This is a genomic window from Bdellovibrionales bacterium, from assembly GCA_018266295.1.
Lineage (GTDB): Bacteria > Bdellovibrionota > Bdellovibrionia > Bdellovibrionales > Bdellovibrionaceae > JACMRP01.
This window is the reverse complement of sequence record JAFEAQ010000014.1, coordinates 112944-131136: the sequence shown is the minus strand read 5'-3', so window position 1 is coordinate 131136 and position 18193 is coordinate 112944. Positions and strand designations below refer to the sequence as shown.

At 47.7% G+C, this 18193-nt stretch carries 19 protein-coding genes; 6 read left to right on the top strand and 13 right to left on the bottom strand.

Annotated elements, in window-relative coordinates; genetic code table 11:
- Position 1 precedes the first annotated feature (1 nt).
- On the bottom strand, positions 2–1735 hold the full coding sequence (locus JSU04_15700) for a PAS domain-containing methyl-accepting chemotaxis protein (GenBank protein MBS1971756.1): 1734 nt from the start codon (positions 1733–1735) through the stop codon (positions 2–4).
- 586 nt (positions 1736–2321) lie between these two features.
- Here JSU04_15700 and JSU04_15695 point away from each other — a divergent pair.
- From JSU04_15695 to JSU04_15685, 3 genes are all read left to right on the top strand, one after another.
- Complete coding sequence (locus tag JSU04_15695) at positions 2322–2723, top strand: hypothetical protein (protein ID MBS1971755.1); 402 nt, start codon at positions 2322–2324, stop codon at positions 2721–2723.
- 109 nt (positions 2724–2832) lie between these two features.
- Positions 2833–3642 carry a hypothetical protein gene (locus tag JSU04_15690; GenBank protein MBS1971754.1) on the top strand — a complete coding sequence of 270 codons (810 nt, stop codon included), beginning with the start codon at positions 2833–2835 and terminating at the stop codon, positions 3640–3642.
- 50 nt (positions 3643–3692) lie between these two features.
- Positions 3693–4478, top strand: coding sequence for a PilZ domain-containing protein (locus JSU04_15685; GenBank protein MBS1971753.1), 786 nt, complete (start codon positions 3693–3695; stop codon positions 4476–4478).
- 137 nt (positions 4479–4615) lie between these two features.
- Here JSU04_15685 and JSU04_15680 read toward each other — a convergent pair whose 3' ends face one another.
- The 7 genes from JSU04_15680 to JSU04_15650 all read right to left on the bottom strand — a co-directional run bounded on the left by JSU04_15680 (position 4616) and on the right by JSU04_15650 (position 10242).
- Positions 4616–5617, bottom strand: a complete 1002-nt coding sequence (locus JSU04_15680) for a hypothetical protein (GenBank protein ID MBS1971752.1) — start codon at positions 5615–5617, stop codon at positions 4616–4618.
- Between the two features lie 21 nt (positions 5618–5638).
- Positions 5639–6130: a hypothetical protein gene (locus JSU04_15675; GenBank protein MBS1971751.1), complete on the bottom strand. Its 492-nt coding sequence runs from the start codon at positions 6128–6130 to the stop codon at positions 5639–5641.
- Positions 6123–6899: a hypothetical protein gene (locus tag JSU04_15670; GenBank protein ID MBS1971750.1), complete on the bottom strand. Its 777-nt coding sequence runs from the start codon at positions 6897–6899 to the stop codon at positions 6123–6125. Before JSU04_15670 ends, JSU04_15675 begins: the two co-directional genes overlap by 8 nt.
- 180 nt (positions 6900–7079) lie before the next feature.
- On the bottom strand, positions 7080–7568 hold the full coding sequence (locus JSU04_15665) for a hypothetical protein (GenBank protein ID MBS1971749.1): 489 nt from the start codon (positions 7566–7568) through the stop codon (positions 7080–7082).
- A gap of 188 nt (positions 7569–7756) precedes the next feature.
- Positions 7757–9046, bottom strand: a complete 1290-nt coding sequence (locus tag JSU04_15660; protein MBS1971748.1) for an Hsp70 family protein — start codon at positions 9044–9046, stop codon at positions 7757–7759.
- Between the two features lie 88 nt (positions 9047–9134).
- Positions 9135–9461 carry a hypothetical protein gene (locus JSU04_15655; protein MBS1971747.1) on the bottom strand — a complete coding sequence of 109 codons (327 nt, stop codon included), beginning with the start codon at positions 9459–9461 and terminating at the stop codon, positions 9135–9137.
- Between the two features lie 16 nt (positions 9462–9477).
- Positions 9478–10242, bottom strand: coding sequence for a hypothetical protein (locus JSU04_15650; GenBank protein ID MBS1971746.1), 765 nt, complete (start codon positions 10240–10242; stop codon positions 9478–9480).
- Between the two features lie 312 nt (positions 10243–10554).
- On the opposite strand from JSU04_15650, the gene JSU04_15645 reads away from it, so the two are divergent.
- Both JSU04_15645 and JSU04_15640 read left to right on the top strand, forming a co-directional pair.
- A complete protein-coding gene (locus JSU04_15645; GenBank protein MBS1971745.1) occupies positions 10555–12030 on the top strand; it encodes a hypothetical protein in 1476 nt (491 codons plus the stop codon).
- Between the two features lie 76 nt (positions 12031–12106).
- Positions 12107–13108 carry an LLM class flavin-dependent oxidoreductase gene (locus JSU04_15640; protein MBS1971744.1) on the top strand — a complete coding sequence of 334 codons (1002 nt, stop codon included), beginning with the start codon at positions 12107–12109 and terminating at the stop codon, positions 13106–13108.
- Positions 13109–13127: 19 nt separating this feature from the next.
- Here JSU04_15640 and JSU04_15635 read toward each other — a convergent pair whose 3' ends face one another.
- The 3 genes from JSU04_15635 to JSU04_15625 all read right to left on the bottom strand — a co-directional run bounded on the left by JSU04_15635 (position 13128) and on the right by JSU04_15625 (position 15387).
- Positions 13128–13697 (bottom strand): hypothetical protein, encoded by a 570-nt coding sequence (locus JSU04_15635; GenBank protein ID MBS1971743.1) that lies wholly within the window; start codon positions 13695–13697, stop codon positions 13128–13130.
- An 84-nt stretch (positions 13698–13781) separates the two neighbouring features.
- Positions 13782–14309 (bottom strand): thermonuclease family protein, encoded by a 528-nt coding sequence (locus JSU04_15630; protein MBS1971742.1) that lies wholly within the window; start codon positions 14307–14309, stop codon positions 13782–13784.
- A 73-nt stretch (positions 14310–14382) separates the two neighbouring features.
- Positions 14383–15387, bottom strand: coding sequence for a hypothetical protein (locus JSU04_15625; GenBank protein ID MBS1971741.1), 1005 nt, complete (start codon positions 15385–15387; stop codon positions 14383–14385).
- Between the two features lie 284 nt (positions 15388–15671).
- Between JSU04_15625 and JSU04_15620 the strand changes: the two genes are divergently transcribed.
- Positions 15672–16133 carry a BON domain-containing protein gene (locus JSU04_15620; GenBank protein ID MBS1971740.1) on the top strand — a complete coding sequence of 154 codons (462 nt, stop codon included), beginning with the start codon at positions 15672–15674 and terminating at the stop codon, positions 16131–16133.
- 1 nt (position 16134) lies between these two features.
- Here the strand turns inward: JSU04_15620 and JSU04_15615 are convergent, their stop codons facing one another.
- Entirely contained in the window at positions 16135–17244 is a 1110-nt protein-coding gene (locus JSU04_15615; GenBank protein ID MBS1971739.1) for a DUF748 domain-containing protein, read from the bottom strand.
- Positions 17228–18079, bottom strand: coding sequence for a YihY/virulence factor BrkB family protein (locus JSU04_15610; protein ID MBS1971738.1), 852 nt, complete (start codon positions 18077–18079; stop codon positions 17228–17230). The genes JSU04_15615 and JSU04_15610 overlap by 17 nt, the downstream gene beginning before the upstream one ends.
- Between the last annotated feature and the right edge of the window lie 114 nt (positions 18080–18193).

The following is an 18193-nucleotide window of genomic DNA, read 5'->3' as shown; positions in this document are numbered from 1 at the left end:
CCTACACCGCAAACTTTTCTACGGCGTCTTTGAGTTGTTCGGCACCAGCTGCGAGATCTTTTGTTGAGATGGCAATAGAGTCAGAAGCGCTTGCTGATTTTTCAGTGGCATCGGATACATGTTGGATAGCGCTGGCAACTTCTTTTGCCGCTGTTTGCTGTTCTTGAGCGGCAACTGAAATTTCTGAGATTGCCTGGGTTGTTCGTAAAACTCCGTCCATGATTTTCTTGAACGTGTCACCGGCAACCTTTGAAACTTCACCGCCTTGATTGACGCGTTTCACAGATTCATTGATGAGTTTCGAAATCTCTTTGGTTGCTTGAGAGGATCTCTCTGCCAATTTGCGGACTTCGTCGGCAACAACCGAGAATCCGAGGCCATGTTCACCGGCGCGGGCTGCTTCGATCGCAGCATTGAACGCGAGCAGGTTCGTTTGGCTCGCAATTTCGCTGATGACTTTCACGATCTCAGAGATTTCTTCTGAAGATTTGTTAATCAACTCCATGGCTTCGATGGATTTATCGATGGCTTTGCTGCCTTCTTCGGCCTGTTGCTGAGCGGATTTGGCGATGCCGTCGGCATTTCTGCAGTTCTGAGCGATAGAATCAATAGAAGCACTGAGCTCTTCGACAGAGGCGTTCATCTCTTCGGCTGTCGCGCCCAAGGACTGAGCGCCTGAAGCCACGTGACTTGCTTGTTCAGCAACTTGCTGAACTTTAGCAACGAACTCGATGGAAGTGCCGCGAACAAGAACATCGAATTCCTGTTTGCGCTTCTTGGCTTCTGTAATATCCGTTGCAAATTTGACAACCTTAAATGGCTTGCCGTTCATGTCGAGGATGGGGTTGTAAGAAGCAGCGATCCAGATTTCTTTGCCGCCTTTACCGTAGCGTTTGTATTCGTTGGCATCGTACTCCCCACGAGCCAGCTTTTGCCAGAAGGCTTGATATGCATGCGATGATGTATAGGTGGCATCACAGAACATTTTGTGGTGCTGGCCTTTAACTTCATCCAGAGAGTAACCAAGGGTTTTTAAGAAATTTTCATTGGCTGTAATGATCGTACCGTCCAAGTTAAATTCAATCACGGCTTGGGCTTTACTGATGGCGTTGATCTTTCCTTCAAACTCGGCGTTACGCAGCTTTGTTGCCGTGACGTCGGTTGCGAACTTGACCACTTTAAATGGTTTGCCATTCATATCAAAGATCGGATTGTAAGAAGCGTTGATCCAGATCTCTTTGCCACCTTTACCAATGCGGCGATACTCACCCGAATCATATTCACCACGAGCAAGCTTCTGCCAGAACGCCTGATACTCAGGAGTTGCGGCGTAAGCAGGGTCGCAGAACATTCTATGATGCTTTCCTTTGATTTCATCTAAAGAGTAACCAAGGCCGTTCAGGAAGTTATCGTTGGCATTTATAATAGTGCCATCTAAGTTAAACTCGATGACTGCCTGAACTCGGTTCAAAGCACTGATGAATCCTTCGATATCTTGTGATTGATTATGCTCGAAATTTTCAAGTTTCTTGGCCGCTTGCATTTGGAACCTTCCCCTGACGAATCTTTCGAAATCACCAATCAGGAAATCTAATCGTGAAAAGACTCGTATAGACTTGCTTTCCATAGTGTCGGAGTCTTTTGAAGAAACATTGAGTGACTTTTTGTTTGATTTTTGTTTAGTCAAAAAAAGATGGAGCCAAACTTTGACAGATTTTCGGGAACACCTGCCCATAGCAGTAGTGGCCACATAAATTAAAAATTGATTACGAACTTCTTTTTATATAATTGCATATTCATTTTATGTACTTACAAACTCTGCGGAGAATGGCAATTTGTGTTCGACAAGGGCATTCGAAATATCATTTCGTAAGAGCATAGTGTTCAACTCAATGAAATTTGTTTGCCTTACGGTGGAAGAACACCGTCTAGAAAACTAGAGAAGTATAACTAAATGAATGATCCATCGTCACATGAGAGCACCTTGGGACTGTTCAATGTTCGCGGCCACTAGTGCGGAGAACAGAGAGACTATCTAGTATTTTAGAATTCCTATGGGATCGTCAGCAAAGTGTCCAGCCACCTCGAGACGAAGAGCGGCTTCTGCTGGAGTTGCAGAATGTTTGATAACGAAATTTTGCACCGACCAGTTCCGGTGGAAGCTGCCACGGGATTTCTTTATAGCATAAATTCCGTCAGATCCCATCCACACGAGGAGGCGAGCTGTAATCTTTCCCTGTCGAAAATCCTGACATCTAGTGCTTTGACTGAAACAGGCGTATTCTCCGAGAGCTTTAATATTAATAACTGGGGAGAATATCATGAAAACAATCTTGGCAGCTTTGACAGTTCTATTGTCAGTAAATGCGTTTGCGAAGGATGCTCACCTTATCTGTATGACGGGCGATATCGCCGATATGGATATCAAAATTGAATCGGGCGCGAACAATAAAGAAAAACTCAGTGTGATTCTCACGGGTATGGACGGTGTGACAGTTCGTACCTATGTGAATTCAAACTTTGAGAACAACTCTGCGTCTGACGGTTTGAAGAGCGGTAAAATTCAAGCCATCGTTTCTAAGAGCGATTTGCAGGCTGAGTTCGGCGGCGCTTTCCTTGATGCCGGCGTGCTTGAGCTGAACTATAATGCTCAAACAAAGAAGAACGACGTGATCTTCGCAGCGGAAGGCAACGTCTATACAGCGGCTTGTTCTGAACAGTAATCGGCTGCCGTAGCAACTCGGGGCTCGGGACAGGTCTTTCCGCGAACTGGACCTTTGGCAAGTTTAAACTTTGCGCATGCTAGTTTAGACTGTGTACAGAGGAGATTCGATGAAGACAGTTCTGAGCCTTGCGAGTGTTTTAGTTTTGTTAGTCTCTTGTGCCCATAAGAGTGCTGTCAGTGAACGAACTCCTGCGCAAACTCAGCAAGTGGCACTTCCTTTAAAACCAGAAGAAATCACAGTTTGGAGTTTGCAAACTCTCGCGCAAAGCGGGCGTTTGGATATTCTCAATGACCTTTTCAATAACTACGGCTTGCCTATCACGCAATTGCCAACCGGCTATGCAGCAGGGACGGGGGCGCGAGTTTTTGATCTGGGGACGCCTTTGTTTGCGAAGCTCTTGGATGATTTAACGGGTGCAAACTGGCGCGGGAAGATCTTTTACCCTTCTGAAAATCCAGTCAAGAGCATGGGACTGAACCGAATTAAGCAGACGCTGGTGTTAAAAACCGCGATTACACCGATGGCGAGCTTCGTGACTGAGATTCACCCGAAGCATCCGCTGGTGCCGGACGCAAAATCTGCGGTTGTCACATTGAACTACGCAAAGCCGGTGACAAAGAATTACTGGCAAGAGCTTGCGCTGACACAAATCGAAGTTTACGACGTGATGGTACCGGTGCAGGGGAAGTACGGTCCGATCTTTATTGGTAAAACGTGGCTTGGCTCGTATGCCAAAGACCGTAGTTTCAGAACGAAAGATCCGAATCAGCTGATCGCGTGGTTCTTTCTCGACTTCAACGCTGAAGCCTTGGCTGTTCAACAGCGAGAGCACTGGGATGGAGCGAAGGAGAACGTGGTTCAAGTCCTCCCGCGGATGACTGAGAAATCAATGCCGGTCATGCCTCCTGTCCAATAAAGTTATCAAAAACTTTACATTGGAGTTTAAAGCCTTTACGCTTGACTCATATGAAAAGAAAACCTTGGCCGATCATTGTTTTGTCTTTGCTGCATATTTTAGCACCTGTAGGCAATATCATCTTCAATTCGTATCGCGCGGGCCGAAGCTTTTCTCAAACTTGGGAATTCTGGCTCTATAGTTTTCCAAAGCCACTTTTCATTGCCTATATTGTGTTGCCGCCGATTGCCGGTATTTTTATTTTCATCTGTAAGCGCTGGAGCTACTGGTGTTATGTCGGATGTTTGTTTCTGATTTTTCTGGCGAACGCCTATGGTTTTTGGACAAGCATGAACTGGATGAACTTCCTCACACTGTTCGCCGTTCTTGTGGTGGATATCCTTGCGGTGGCGTACTTCGTGGTGCCGTCGGTTCGCAAAGTTTATTTCGACCCGCGCCTGCGTTGGTGGGAAACGGCTCCGAGATATTTATTTAATCAGCAGGGCGTGATGTACAGCATGCCTGGATTGATTCGCAACGTCTCTGAGGGCGGCGCGATGTTTGAAACCAGCACGGCCTATGCTGAGGGCCAAGAAGTTGAGCTGAAGTGGAACTACGAAGGCGAAGAGTACTCTGTGCCTGGCAAAGTGGTTTACAAAAAGCCAATGGGCAGCGGTTTCTGTTGTGGCGTCCGCTTCGATCACACACCGATGACTCTGAAGTCGATGAAGAGTCTTGTGGCAAAGTTGCACAAGCAGGGCAAAATGATCCGCGATCGCTTACCAGGGCCCGAAGACAGCTTCGGCGCTTGGCTCAAGAAACTCGTTTCGACTCGCCAAGGACTTTTTCCGAAGTAGCTCTTCTTCTTCGATCTTCTTTATTACTGAGAACAAGGATTTAAAGACAAGAGGGGGAAGTAGGCTTCCCTTATTCGGGGGACGGGCATCCGGCCGCTCACAGAGCTTTCGGCAAATCCCGCGTTCCAAGCAAGAACCTACTTCTGGCAAACGCCTTTATAGTACTTAAGAAGCGTCTGCTCGATGTAGCCGCGCTCTTCCTCGTCGACAACGTACACGCCCAGCGGGTGAGTGTAATCAGTGCCTGAGTAGTCACCAACGAAGCTTCCCATGATTTGGGGAGAGTAGAATTGGCCGTTGTTAGCCGCATAATAGATCAGCTGATCTTTTTCCGGCTGATTAGAATCATAGGCCTTGATCCACACATTGCCTTTATCATCCTTTGTGAAAGTCTTTGGAATCACGATGTGCTGAGTTGTCGTGTTGAGGCGAAGATTGATCAAAGGCAAACGATTCGACGACATATTGAACATCATAAGCTTCAGTGAGTCCGCATTTTCTTTCGCAGAACGTGGGCCAGAGCCAGTGCCCATGCCGATGTTGCGCGGACGGTAGAAGTGAAGCTCTTGGCTTCTTTCGACTTCAGTGCGGAGACCGCGGTAAACCTGTTGGTTGCCGATTTGATAAGTTTTGCCCTTGAGCATTCTATCCAGGAAGCTCAAGCCTGTATTGCGACCCCACTCAGTAACGATGTTATTCTCACGTAATGGAATCACACTGTATTCCTTGAGCTTTGTTTCATTCAGGCGTTGAGTATCGTTGTCATTAGGATACGCAGAATCAGCTCGCATCATCATCATGCCCACAGATGTGCCGCGAACGATGTCGAGAGCGCGAGTCAGATCAAAGTCCGCCGCTTTGCTTTCATTCAAGCGCAAAAGATAAAAGAGCTTTCTCTGAGTACTAGACATGCCCCAGCAGGCTGCAAGGCCAATACCGCCACTGCTGAAAGCCCAGTTTTTGATCGGCATGTGGTTCGCCGAGCTAAAAGCTGTGGGGCGAACCTTTAAGAGAATGCTACTGACGCTGAGGTTGTCGCAGCTAAGGTTTGCAACCAGTGAATCGGTTACGGTCTTTGCAGAAGCAGAATGAGTGGTAAGGCATAGACCGAGGAATGTGCTAACGAAAATCTTTTTCATGAGGCCCCCCTCGAAGTCCCGTTAAGGACTTGTCACACTCTCGCATGGAGGCAAAGTGTAATTCACTTTGTACATGTACCGCTTCAAATCACCAGTCCCACGAGGTACATCAATAACATCCATACTGAAGTTTGTTTGTACCATTTGTAGTTCGGTTTTTACAGCGGTGCAAGTTTTTCCCTCTGCCGCTACGCATGTCTTCACTTCTTCAAAACGCGGAGTTGTAAGACTCTTTTCCTCTGAAGACGAAGCAGTTTCAATTCGCACCGGAGTGATTGTGTGGATATTGTTAAAGCCAACGCACAAGTTCGTCACACTGACCTTTACATCTTGCACTGGCATCTCTGCCATGTTCACATTGTAGAAGCGATTTAATCTTAGCAACTCATTGCGATCGACCACCATCTCGCGACCGCGGAAACCTCCGGTGCCACCAGCGTTGCCTCCGATGCCTCCCGCAAATGCAAAAGAGAAACTAAGAAGGACAAAAAAGAAACTGAAGAGCTTATTCATGAGAAGACCCTTTCAGGGTATCAACAACGTGAAAAGTAAATGCAGGGATTGAACCTTTAGAACCCTCTTGCTTCAAAACAGCAATTTTATCGTTGAAAGCTTTTTCGTCGATGGCGATCCACTGACGGTAAGCTTTCTCGCTCAGGCTTGTTGCAAAGAGGCCCATGTGATTTGCGAAGTTTTCATCACTACGTTCGGGTTTCAAATAATTTTGAGTCAGCTGCAGGCCAACTTTTTTAATCGCCTCCGCCGAAAACGAAGCGCGGCGATCGCCCGACATAAATTTGCCATCGCTTTGCAGACGCAGCACCTGCAGATCCAACATCTTGTCCAAAACCGACAGGCCGTATTCGCCAAAACGGTTTTTTACAAACGCCCGGTCAAAGGGGCTCACGTCGGCTAAGACATAAAGCTCGGCAAAGCAGCGGTCGTTCAGGAGTTCGTCCTCAATATCTCGGGAAAATTGAGCTTGCGGATGGGCTTCCATCTGTACATCACGAGCCCGGAGCTTTTCCTGCACAATAGCCGGTGCCGCTGTGAGAGTTTCGTTGAGGCTTCGGGTGTTCGTCAGGTGCGAGTAAATTTTATATAGAGTTTGGTAACTAGGGTTGTGAGCCTGCTGAAGGAGGCGTCTAAGGGTCTTAATATGGATCTGAGTCTTTTTACTGAGAATCTGGAGCCCTTTTTTAGGGTCGTCAAAACCGGCCTGGAACGCCTCAAGGTCTGCGGCTACTTGCATACGCAAGCACGCTTCGGGAGAGGTTTGCAAAAAGTTGGTTTCGATATTCTCAGACATGTGGCCCTTATACGGACGTTTTGGGGTGTTTTTCAATTCTAAAAAACACTCGCCGGAAAATATTCAAAAGGAACGATCGCGAACATGAAATAAAGAAACAAGCCGGGCCTCAAAAGGAACTGGGGTGAGACCCGACTTGTATTGCGCTCGAAACTAGTAAGGAGCTGGAGCTACTGTGTTGCAAGAAGGCAAAGTGAAAGACTTCTTGAACAAGAATTTTACCAAAGAAGTTTTAGAAGGGTTTACGTACTGATTTACAGTCACGTTCACAGTTGTAGGGTATGAACCAGTGATCACTTCATTGTGGCAAACATCGTGGTCGCCGCGAGCTACGCAAACAGACTCAACGCTTGTGTAGTTGATTGGAGTTGAACGGTATTTTTGACCAACAACTTTCCAGCCAGTTTGTTCTTTGTTGATTTCGTACTGCTCAGTAACATCTACTGGCTTGATAGTGCGGAGGTTGTTACCGTCAACGCAGATCATGTCATAAGATACAGAAGAGCCCATGAAAACTGTTGGCATTTGGATATCAAGGTCATAAGCCTTGTTCAATTGATCCCAAGACATATCAGCAGAGTATTTAGCAGCCATTGCAGAAGAAGCAGCAAGCATAGCGAAAGCAAGAACGATCTTTTTCATTTGAAACCCCTTTGTGTGGTTTAGTTATTAATTTGTGAAAGGGGTTGTCGCTGAAAGTTCTCGTGAACTCAAAAAAATATTCTTTTCTGGGAAAATCAAAGGGACATGTCCCGAAGAATCGGAAAATGGCGGGACAAACAGGGAGTTTGTCCACGTAAAGAGTTCGGCGATGAAAGTGGAACAGGTATTTATTCTACAACTTTGAGGCCGTCGGCCCAGAAATTCGCCGATTCAACCAAGCCCGACAAGACCGAATGGAAGTGCGATTGCGTCTGCAGGCGCTCTTTGCCGAAGCGTTTTTCCAGTTCTTGCTGGATAAAGCCCACTTTTGCTGTACCGCCAGTAAGGCACACCAAATCGACTTGATCACTCGTAAGTCCTGCGCTCGCGAGACAGCGATCAAGGCCTTCAAAGATCTTGCCGCGAGTCTCTTCAGACCACTCGATGAATTGCTTTTGCGAAAAGCCTTCGTAGACTTCAAGAGTTGGGTAGACAAACTTAAAGTTGCTATTTTCTTGCGACGAGAGTTCTCGTTTGGTTTTTTCAATCGTTTCAAAGAAAGGGAAGATCTGCTGGTCTTCAATTAGCACGAATAATCTTTCGACCGCCGCTTTGTCTTTTTCTGTGAGAGAGCACTTCTTTACTTCGCGAATGAATTCGTAAGTGTCTTTTTCTTTGAGATGCACGATATGCGCCGGGTGATTCAAACGCTGAGTCACTCCATGCGGCATCGTCAGCACGTTCTCCGACATCGGCAGGCGATAGCGAGATTTAGCGCCAAAGTATTCATTCAGGCGATGGCTCATGAACACGCTATCAAGCGCGTCCCCGGCAAGGGGACAGCCGTCGATCGCAAGAACGTCTTCGCGGCGGAACTTTTCAGGTCCCATACGAATCAGAGTGAAGTCCGAAGTTCCGCCCCCGAAGTCACCGATCATCACGATCTTTTCTTTTTGCAGGCCTCGGCGGTAATCAAAAGCTGCCGCCAGAGGTTCTGGGACGAACTGCACGTTCTTAAAGCCCGCAAACTGCGCGGCCTTCTGCATGCGGTGAAGGGCAAAGCCATCCGCCACCGGGTCCATCGAATAGCGTGCTGGACGGCCGATCACGGCGTTTTCCACCGGCACGCCGAGTGCTTTCTCCGCACGCTTCTTGAGCTCTAGCAGAAAGATCCCGACGAGGTTTTCTAAAGTTAGAATGCGATTGTCTAACACCGTCCCGAGGTAAGCTTTGTTCGGTAAGTGGGATTTAAACGAACGGAAGAGGCGTCCTTCCATATCTTGCTCAATGTATTGTTCAATGGCCTCCGCTCCGTAGTAACAGAGATCGGCGTGGGGAAAGTAAAGCAGGGTGCGCATCAAGGTCTGATCGGCCGCTTTGGGATCAAGAGGCAGTGCTTCGACGCGTTTTCCGTTATGGAAGGCTCCCACCAGGGAATTGCTGGTACCAAAGTCAATGGCAAGGAAAGTGTCAGACATAGGTTCCTAGTATAGGGAAACCTTTTAAAAAGTGCCAGGTCCTGTTTCTGTAAGCGCCGCGTCCGGAAAGAGGACCTGGCACTTACGTTTAGTCGGCGATCTCGCACTGAACCGTGCAAGTCGAGCTGCAACGGACACTCACGTTTTGATCGCGGGGTGTGATGATATTCGGGAAGCAGCTAGAGTTGCAGCTGGCTGTGTAAGAGCGAGACTGACCATGCTTCATTTGGCAATTCCAGTCGGCTTGGCGTTTGGCTTCCATTTCAGCGCGGGCCTGGATTCCGGAGATGCAGAAGCTACCTTGGCTTCCGCTGCAATAGCCGAACTCTTGGCCGCGGCCTGTTTCATAGGTTGTGCGCGCCCATGAAAGACTTGCGAATCCAGTCATCAAAACTAAAGTCATTAAGATTTTCATGGGGCCTCCTCGTTGTTTAGCTGTGCTTCTTCGTGTGCTCAATCATCATATCCTCAGCGCGCTGAAGATCCGATGGTGTAATTTGCCAGATTTGCTTATCTTTGAATTCCTTCAACAATTGGTTGAAGAGATCAAATTTCAAGAACGGAGTCACTTCGCCGCGCTTGTATTCGTTCTCTTTCTCGCCATAGAGGCCAAGGAACGTTTTATCGCGGAACCAAGATTCACGGTTCATACTCTGAGCGATTTTGACATGCTCTTCACTTGGGTTGCGTTGCAAGAATTCGAAGAACATACCGCTTGGGCGCAAGCCTGGAAGATACCACTCACCAGAGAATACCTGGATGAGGTCTTCTTCTTCGTCTTTCAAGATTGGCGTAATGAACTGAACGCCACGCTCAACCGCGTGTTTGTGGAAGGCAAGAAGGTCTGTTGTACGGAGAGCAACATGTTGCCAGTGTGCGGACTGTTGGTGGCCATCGAGCATCTCGCGAACGTGAGAAGATTGCTCTTTAGGCTCTGTCGGCTGAACGACAGCAACAATCGTATTATTGAGCTCTGGATCAGGGTTTGCGCCACGGCCCAGGCAAACCGCGTAAGTCATGGACTTTTCGCCTTCGCCCTTCACCCATTCTTTGCGTTTATCGTAAAGAAGATCGTCGGGTCCCACGCCAAAAATGGTGTTGAACGCCAAGTAAGAGATTTTATATAGATCCGGCTGTAAAAGCAGGGTCATGTGATCGACTTGGAAATTGAGAAACGGCTTCTTCGCAGTTTTCATTGTTGCTCCTCGTTATAGGCTCAAAAGATGCAGGAATCATCCTATGCGCTCCTACGAATTTCAAGGGAAATGAGCCTTGAAACGACTCGTTAGATGCCTAATTAAGAGACAAAAAGTCTCTTTGCAGAGTCGCTCGTTTCCGGTGCTGGCAAATAGAATGAATCGTTCTTAAGGCGTGGTGCTCCCGATAGATCTACGAGTAAACATAAATAATTTATAGGCACAAACAATAGAAGTTTACATCTCCGAGAGTGGATGAGAGGTTGCGTCGCTTGAATTTGATCGGGCACGATGCCCAAGGAATCTCACGAGATGCTTTATTCCTCACTCTATACACATTACTTTTGGATCGCTGCGATCTATGCCCTGGGACTTTTTGTTTTCATGCTGGGCTATGCACGCAGGCAGTTTCGTCAGTACTGGAAGCGCATCCTGTTTTTTCACGTCTTGTACTGTTTTATCGCGTTTGCCGTGACGGATGGATTGCTAATCAAGCAGGAAGACGCCACTCAGAACCGCATCTTTGGCTATGCTTCAGCCTATGCCATGGTGCTGTCAAAGCTCGGCCACGATAAGATCAACGACAAAACAGATCCCAAGGACCCGGCATATTTGCAGATGATTCAATGGCAAAAAGACTGGGAAGCCGCGAATCCCTATATCGCTGACATCTACACGATGAAGAAGAACAGCGAGGGAAAAATCTATCTCGCGGTGGATTCTGAAACCGACTACAATCGCGACGGTATTTATGAAGAAGGCCGCGAGCAGCGCACACAAATCGGCGAGCTCTATGACAACGGCCTGGAGTCCTTGCATGAGGCCTTCTTAGGCAAAGCGGCTTTTACGACGGAAACCTATGTCGATCGCTGGGGTGAATGGGTGAGTGCCTTTATCCCGATGAAGACTCCCGAAGGAAAACTCGATGGAATTCTTGGCATCGACTTTTTTGCGGAAACTTACTTTCACGATTTGAATCAAATTCTGTTCTTGAGCTTTTTGGGCTTTGGCTTACTTTATATCGGGGGTGTCGTCTGGATGGTGAAGCATCACCGTTTGCGAATTGCTCTTCGTGATGCGGATAAGGCGCGGAGGGTGAAGTCTGAGTTCCTTGCAAATATGAGTCACGAGATCCGGACGCCGTTAAACGGCATTATTGGGATTTCTGAATTGATGGATCCTTCCAATATGAACGGGGAGGAACTTGAAAAGTTACATATTTTAAAAACCTCGTCGCAGTCTCTCTTGGCTCTTGTAAATGATATTTTGGATTTCTCGGCGCTTGAGGCGGATAAAATTCGTCTTGAAAAAGTGCCATTTGATTTGCACGACAATATCGCCAGCGTCCTCAGCATGTTCACTTTTACGGCCCAGGAAAAAGGCATCTTCTTGCAGTTTGAAAAGCCGGAGGATTCTTGCTGTGCTGTGACCGGCGACCCGACGCGGGTTCGCCAGATTCTGATGAACCTCATTGGCAATGCGGTGAAATTTACGTCTCGCGGGGGCGTGACCATCAGAGTAGAACGCATGGTTTTGGACGGACCGGCCATTCGTCATATTGTCTCTGTCGAAGATACCGGCATCGGAATTCATCTCGAGGATCAGAAGCGCTTGTTTAAATCTTTCTCGCAAGCCGACGCGTCCACCACACGCAAGTATGGCGGTAGTGGGTTGGGCCTTGCGATTTGTAAATCACTCGTGGAGCTTATGGACGGCGAGATCGGAGTTCGTTCGACTTTAAATCACGGCTCCACGTTTTATTTCTCGTTTATTTCACGCTCCATATAATGCGGTCTTTCCCGGGCTGGACAAATGTAACTAAAACTGTTACATTTAAAAAAGGTTCCAGCCGAGGGAGGTCCCGATGTCCTCATTGCAAAACACCAAGCTTTCTGTTTTAGATTTGGCGCCGATTGCCGAAGGGCAGAGCATTGCTGAGTCTTTCAAGAACACGTTGGATCTCGCTCAGCATGCAGAAAAGTGGGGCTACGAACGCTTCTGGCTTGCGGAGCACCACAATCTTGAAGGAATTTCCAGTGCTGCGACCTCGGTGCTGATTGGCTATGTCGCCGGAGGAACAAAAACGATTCGTGTCGGTTCTGGCGGTGTGATGCTGCCGAATCATGCACCGCTCGTGATTGCTGAACAGTTCGGAACCCTTGAGACTTTGTATCCAGGGCGTATTGATCTTGGCCTGGGACGCGCTCCGGGGACCGATGGCTGGACGATGCGAGCTCTTCGCCGCGAGATGACCGGTAAAGAAGCGGACTTCGCGGATCTTGTGCAAGAACTGCAATTTTACTTTGCTCCGGCTCAGCCAGGGCAAAGAGTTCGTGCGATTCCCGGAGCCGGAATCAAAGTTCCGCTTTGGCTCTTGGGCTCAAGCCTTTATAGTGCGCAGCTTGCGGCGATGCTGGGACTTCCTTACGCCTTTGCGGGGCACTTTGCTCCCGAGATGATGGAACAAGCTTTGGAAATTTATCAACGTGGTTTTCAGCCCTCGGCAGTTCTCGATAAACCTTATGCGATGCTTGGAGTGCAAGTCATTGCGGCTGAGACGGATGCGGCGGCCGAAAGACTCGCGACGACAAATTATCAGCGCTTTTTAGGAATCATTCGTAATCAGCGCGTGAACTTGCGTCCTCCGGTCGATAATATGGATGAGGTGTGGAGTCCTGCTGAAAAAGAAGCCGTGATGTCGCGTTTGCGTTTAGCGGTGATCGGCGGGCCTGAAAAAGTGCGTGCGGGCCTTGAGAAGATAGTTTCCTCCACGGGCGTGCAGGAGTTGATGATCGTATCAGATGCTTACAGTCACACGGATCGTTTGCGCTCGTTTGAGCTGATCTCACAGCTGAAAAAAGAATAATTGCGAAAGTCAGCCCGGTTTAGTCCCGGGCTTTTTGCTTTTGCGCGGCTAATTGCATTTCGCAGGCTTTTACTTTGGTTTCGTATTCTTCCTGGCGGCTCTCAAGAGTTGCTTTGTACTCTTTAAAACGTTTGATGCGATCTAAGAGATACTCCTCCGTCACGCCGACGAGTTTTTTGTTTTCAAGGCCGATCTGGCTAAAGTCATCGTCCGGAGTCACGTACTCGCGCTTTTCCGTCCACTGCGGTTTTCCTTCGCCGTTATTGGCAACGTCGCCAAGTTCCGTGCGGCAGTCTTTCAAAACCCCATACAATCCGCGATTGTCTAAGTAGCGAGGACCGCCATAGACGCGGGCTTCGGTGTTGTAGACGGCCAGCTCCAGAGTTCGCAGCTCTTCATTCATCTGCACTTTGCGCTGATAAACCATGTCGCCACTCTTGACCCCGATCACCGAATCGGAAGTGACTTGGGTGGTGTTGTCGATTTTCGTATCGACTTTTTTGGCTTTATTCTTTGAAGCGCAAGAAGACAGGGACAGCGCCGATAGCGCCAGCACGCCCCCTGCGATTGTAAGAAGGAGGGATTTCATAAAGGCTCCTTTTTGCATTCTATCTTAGTGAGACTGCCGAGCTTCGTCCCGTGACTTTGAGGTAACTTGCCTTCTAACAATAAATCAAGGCATATAGGACTGGCGGACCTTGCATGGCTTGCTATTCTTGTGGCGGAAGCAGTAAGGGCTGACGAGGTTTGCCTCTTTCCACATGCCGAGGTGCTGCGCCTTTGCGGTTTCGACGTCTGGCGCGTACATACCTTTAGAGTACTTCGTGGAATCATACGCCCAGCCGTTCAATACGATCTCGCGGTTGATGTTTCTGCCCTCTAAGAAGATGGTGCAGGTGAGACGATCGTAAGATGTGCCTTCACACTCAAGGTCGACTTGCTTGTTCTTAATTTTTGACTCTGTAAACGCTTGCGCCTCTTTGCCGTATTTCTGTTTAAGCTCCGGAGTGTCGATACCGAAGAAACGGATCTTGAGACTTTTGTCATTCACAAGCACACGGCAAGTGTCCCCATCATGACACTTTTGAACGATGCCGCTCAGTTTTTGGACTTGGTGTTTTTTCTTTTTGCGGGCTTCAGCGGGACCCACTAAAAAAGTCAGAATCAAGAGGAGGCTTAAGCATGTTGAAATTTTCCGCATGTCTTAGCTTTTCTTAATTTACTTAGCCATGCAACGAAAAAAAAGAGCCCCGTCGTGGGGCTCTTTAAAGTAACTAATCTAAGAGAGCTTTTTTCAGAGTCTTTTGTGTCGACTCGCCAGGCAACTCGTTGCCAAAAATTTGTTGAAGCTCTGCTTCGCTGACCGGGCGGCCGTTCAAGTAGAACTCTTTCGTGCCTTGTTCGCCGGCACCTTTTGCATAACCGACAAGTGTTGCTGTGAATGTCGGGTAAGTCAGTTTTGCCGTGAAAGTGATTTCGCCAGACGAATCACCTTTGTCATTGCTGCGAGCAAGAACCTTTACATCGACAGTGTACGGAATGTCCGCTTTCAAAGAAAGATAGCTACCAGACAGAGTATATGTCAAAAGACCGCTGTCCTCTTTGCCGTTGACTTCTTTATGAACAGCAACGCCGGAAATATTGGTATCAACGATGATGCCGCGAGTGCCAAGAAGGTTTGCATATTGCGGGTTCTTCATGACGAACTTCAATTTGCCACCGATGCCGGCAGAGGCACGGCCAGAGCGTTCTGCGGAGTTCACCTCGTGAACTTCTGCACCGACACCTGCAGCGGCGCCAAGATCCACCGGGCAGTTGGATTTGTTTGTAAGTCCGCCCGAAGTATTAAAGCTCAAGTGATCGCCTTTTTGCAGAATATCAAAAGCGTTGTCGTTATCGAGAGTCTCTGTCGGGAAGGTCGTATCTAACTTGATGTTTGGATGGACCAGGCCACAGCTCTTGCGGGTCTCAATCATCAGCTTGTAAGCGTTTGGATCTTGTTGAGCAAGATCTTGTTCTTTCTGAGTGCGCTCTTCCACAGACATATTCTTGTCTGGAAAAACCAGGTCTCCCGGAGGCAGAATCATTTTCGATTCGCTCTTCAGGGTTGATTTCATCTCTGCAATTTGACTTTCGCTGAGGGCAGGGCCGACGGCGGGTTTTTGAAAGCCAAGGCTTTGTGGAACGAGAGGTCCTTGCTTTTCACCATCTGAAGAAGAGCTTGTACATGCGGCAAGAGCCAGTAAGAGAGGCATTGTTACTAGAATTGTTTTTTTCATAAGTCATACATCCTTTTTTGTTGTTTGAACTGGAAGCTTTATAAAACAGGTCAAGGGTGAAATTCCAGTTCTGTGAAAACGGTGTGCAAACTAAACAAGTCCGTCAACAAAGTCGACAGAGATTTTGCGCTGATTTTTTACTTAGTAAATGACAGTGTAAAAAGCCTTTTTCAGAGGGGAATGTTCGATGGGGGCTTTGTTGAAAATCACAATGTTAAGAATCGTGTTTTTAAAAATTGGATGAGTTTTTTAGTCGCTATAGCCTGAAGCTAAAGGAGTTGAGCATGAGAGCACAGCAAACGAGAGAGAAAAATCCATACAACGAACCGCAAGTGGACCGTCGTGAAGGCGCCCCGTGGGGAGACCGCGAGGGTGACGAACTTGGTTATCAGAGAACATACGGAGAATATGGCTCTAATGCCAGAGGCTGGGTCGATAAACCCCACGCTCGGAACTGGGTGCATCGAGATAACTATTCCGAGTCCTATCCTGATTACTCGGGGGTTGGTCCTAAAAACTATCGACGCTCTGACGAGAGTATCCTGGAGCACGTGGCGGACGTTTTAACTTGGAGTCCTGACGTGGATGCTTCGGAGCTTACGATTGCGGTGAAGGACGGTAACGTCATTGTTGCAGGCACGGTTCCGGAGCGCTCCATGATCTATCTTGTCGATGATTTGATGGAAGAAGTGCATGGAGTGAAGAACTTCGACAACCATATCAAGCTCGCTAGAGCCACCGAGTAGATTATTTTTTCTTGTCCCCTTGGTTGTCTTTTCCAGGGGGGACATCTTTAATTGAAATACTGCGATCGAAGGCCTCTTTAAGGGGACGCACAAACGCGTTTTTCAGGGAAATCCACAGGGCGCGCCAGCGATAGACGCCGGGGTCTTCCATATCACCTTCAAAGTCAATACGTGTGGCCGCCGTCTTCTCACGATTTCTAAAGATGAGATTTCCCATTCCAAGCAAAAATTCATTCACACCTTGCTTGAACGAGGCATATTTCTCATTGGGCGAGGTGAGCTTGGCATCTTCTAAAAACGGCTTGATGTAACCTTTGATTTTTTTATCATTCGCGGCGACCTCTGAGTAAAGAGAGAAGTCGCCTCTTTCAAAGTTAAACGGACCGTACACCATAAAGAGAGGATTCATTTTCTTTATTGGGAATTTTTTGAGATCGGCTTGGATATCAAAAACAGGGATGGGGTTTAGAATGTTCACCCGGCCGCCGACTGAAACAGGAGTTGCTGAAAGCAGCCTGCCCTCGAAATGGAAAGGGCTTGGCAGTAGCTCTTTGCTGTCATTGGTATTGCGTAGGTTGTTGGCTTTGCCGTTAATCTGGTCGATGAAAATATCAACGATGAGGTTGGTGTCCTTATTAATAAAATGCACTGAGCTGTCATGGATGACGAGGGATTCGATATTGATGGGCACCAGTTTTTTGGCGACAGCTCCCCAGTTATTCTCCTCGGTGCCGAGCTGTTTGTTCTTGTCGGATTCACTGTCCCGGAAGGCGAGCTCCATGCCGTCAATTTTAAGGTCGCCGAGGATTTCCTTATGAAAGAGCGCACGCCAGGCTAGTGAAAGATCGATATTGGCGATTTTCAAGAGCGGTGCTGACGGATCTGTTTCACGTTTCCAGATGCGGAGACCCTGAATTTGATAGGCTCCGCGCCAAAGAGCGAGATCAAAATCTTCGATTTGCCCCTGGTAACTCTCGATCTTGTTTTCAAGATAATAATTGATGCTGTATTTTATGATTGAAGGCAGGCAGATTCTTAAGACGACCAATAAAATGACAAGGGCCCAAACCCACCTGCTAACTCGTTTGAGATAATTAAAAATTCTTTTCATTATTTTGCACCACTTCTATTTGATGAGAGACTTCCGCACTTATAAAAATAATGATTGATGAGTAGTAAACCCACATTAGCAGTACGACCATCGAACCCGCGGCGCCATAGGCGGAGGCCACTGCGCTTTCGCCCAAATAAAGACCGATGAGAGTTTTACCAAACGAGAAAAGCAGGGCTGTGATGAGGCCTGAGGTCATCGCCAAGCGGAGGCGGATTTTCTTTTGTGGAAGAAAGTAATAGATGGCGCCAAAAAGGGTTGTAAAGATCAGAGTCGAGAAAGCAAAGTTGATGATTTGACCGACGATGAGCTCAGTGCCGGTCAGCCAAAGTGAGATCACAGACGAAATCACAAGTGAGATAATAAGTATGAAAACGAAGGTGAGTACCATCCCCATGTTAAATATTTTCTGCTTGAGAAATTCAATCGAAGTCGTCCAGAAGACATTTTGTTCTTTGCTCGGGGCCTCAGAGATCTTTGTCTCGAATATTTTATTCAGCGAGGTGCGGAGCTCCTGAAATATTCCCCCCGCAGAAATAAGCAGCGTCAAAAAGCCGAAAAGGCTTGAAACCCCTTTGGCCCGTTCACCTTTGTCTGCATTTTGAATGACGATACTGAGAGCTTCCGCGGCTTGGCCTCCGACGAGGCCGTGGATTTCATTGATGAGCTCTGTTTTAAAACTTGGTCCCATGCTGGATAAGAAAGTAATTAGCAAAATAAGCAGCGGAGAGAGTGAAAGGGCTGTGTAATAGGCTAGCGATGCCGCCATCTGAAAAATGCCGTCATCGCCGACTTTGCTGAAGAACTTATGTGTGAATATCTCAGTGGCCTTCATAGTTGCTCATTCAAGAGAGGGGACTTGTTAATCATCAAATACGAACCATGCTAGTGTAGAGTGCGCAGTTCGACATATTTTCTGATTTATTTGGCAATGAAGTGACTAAGACGT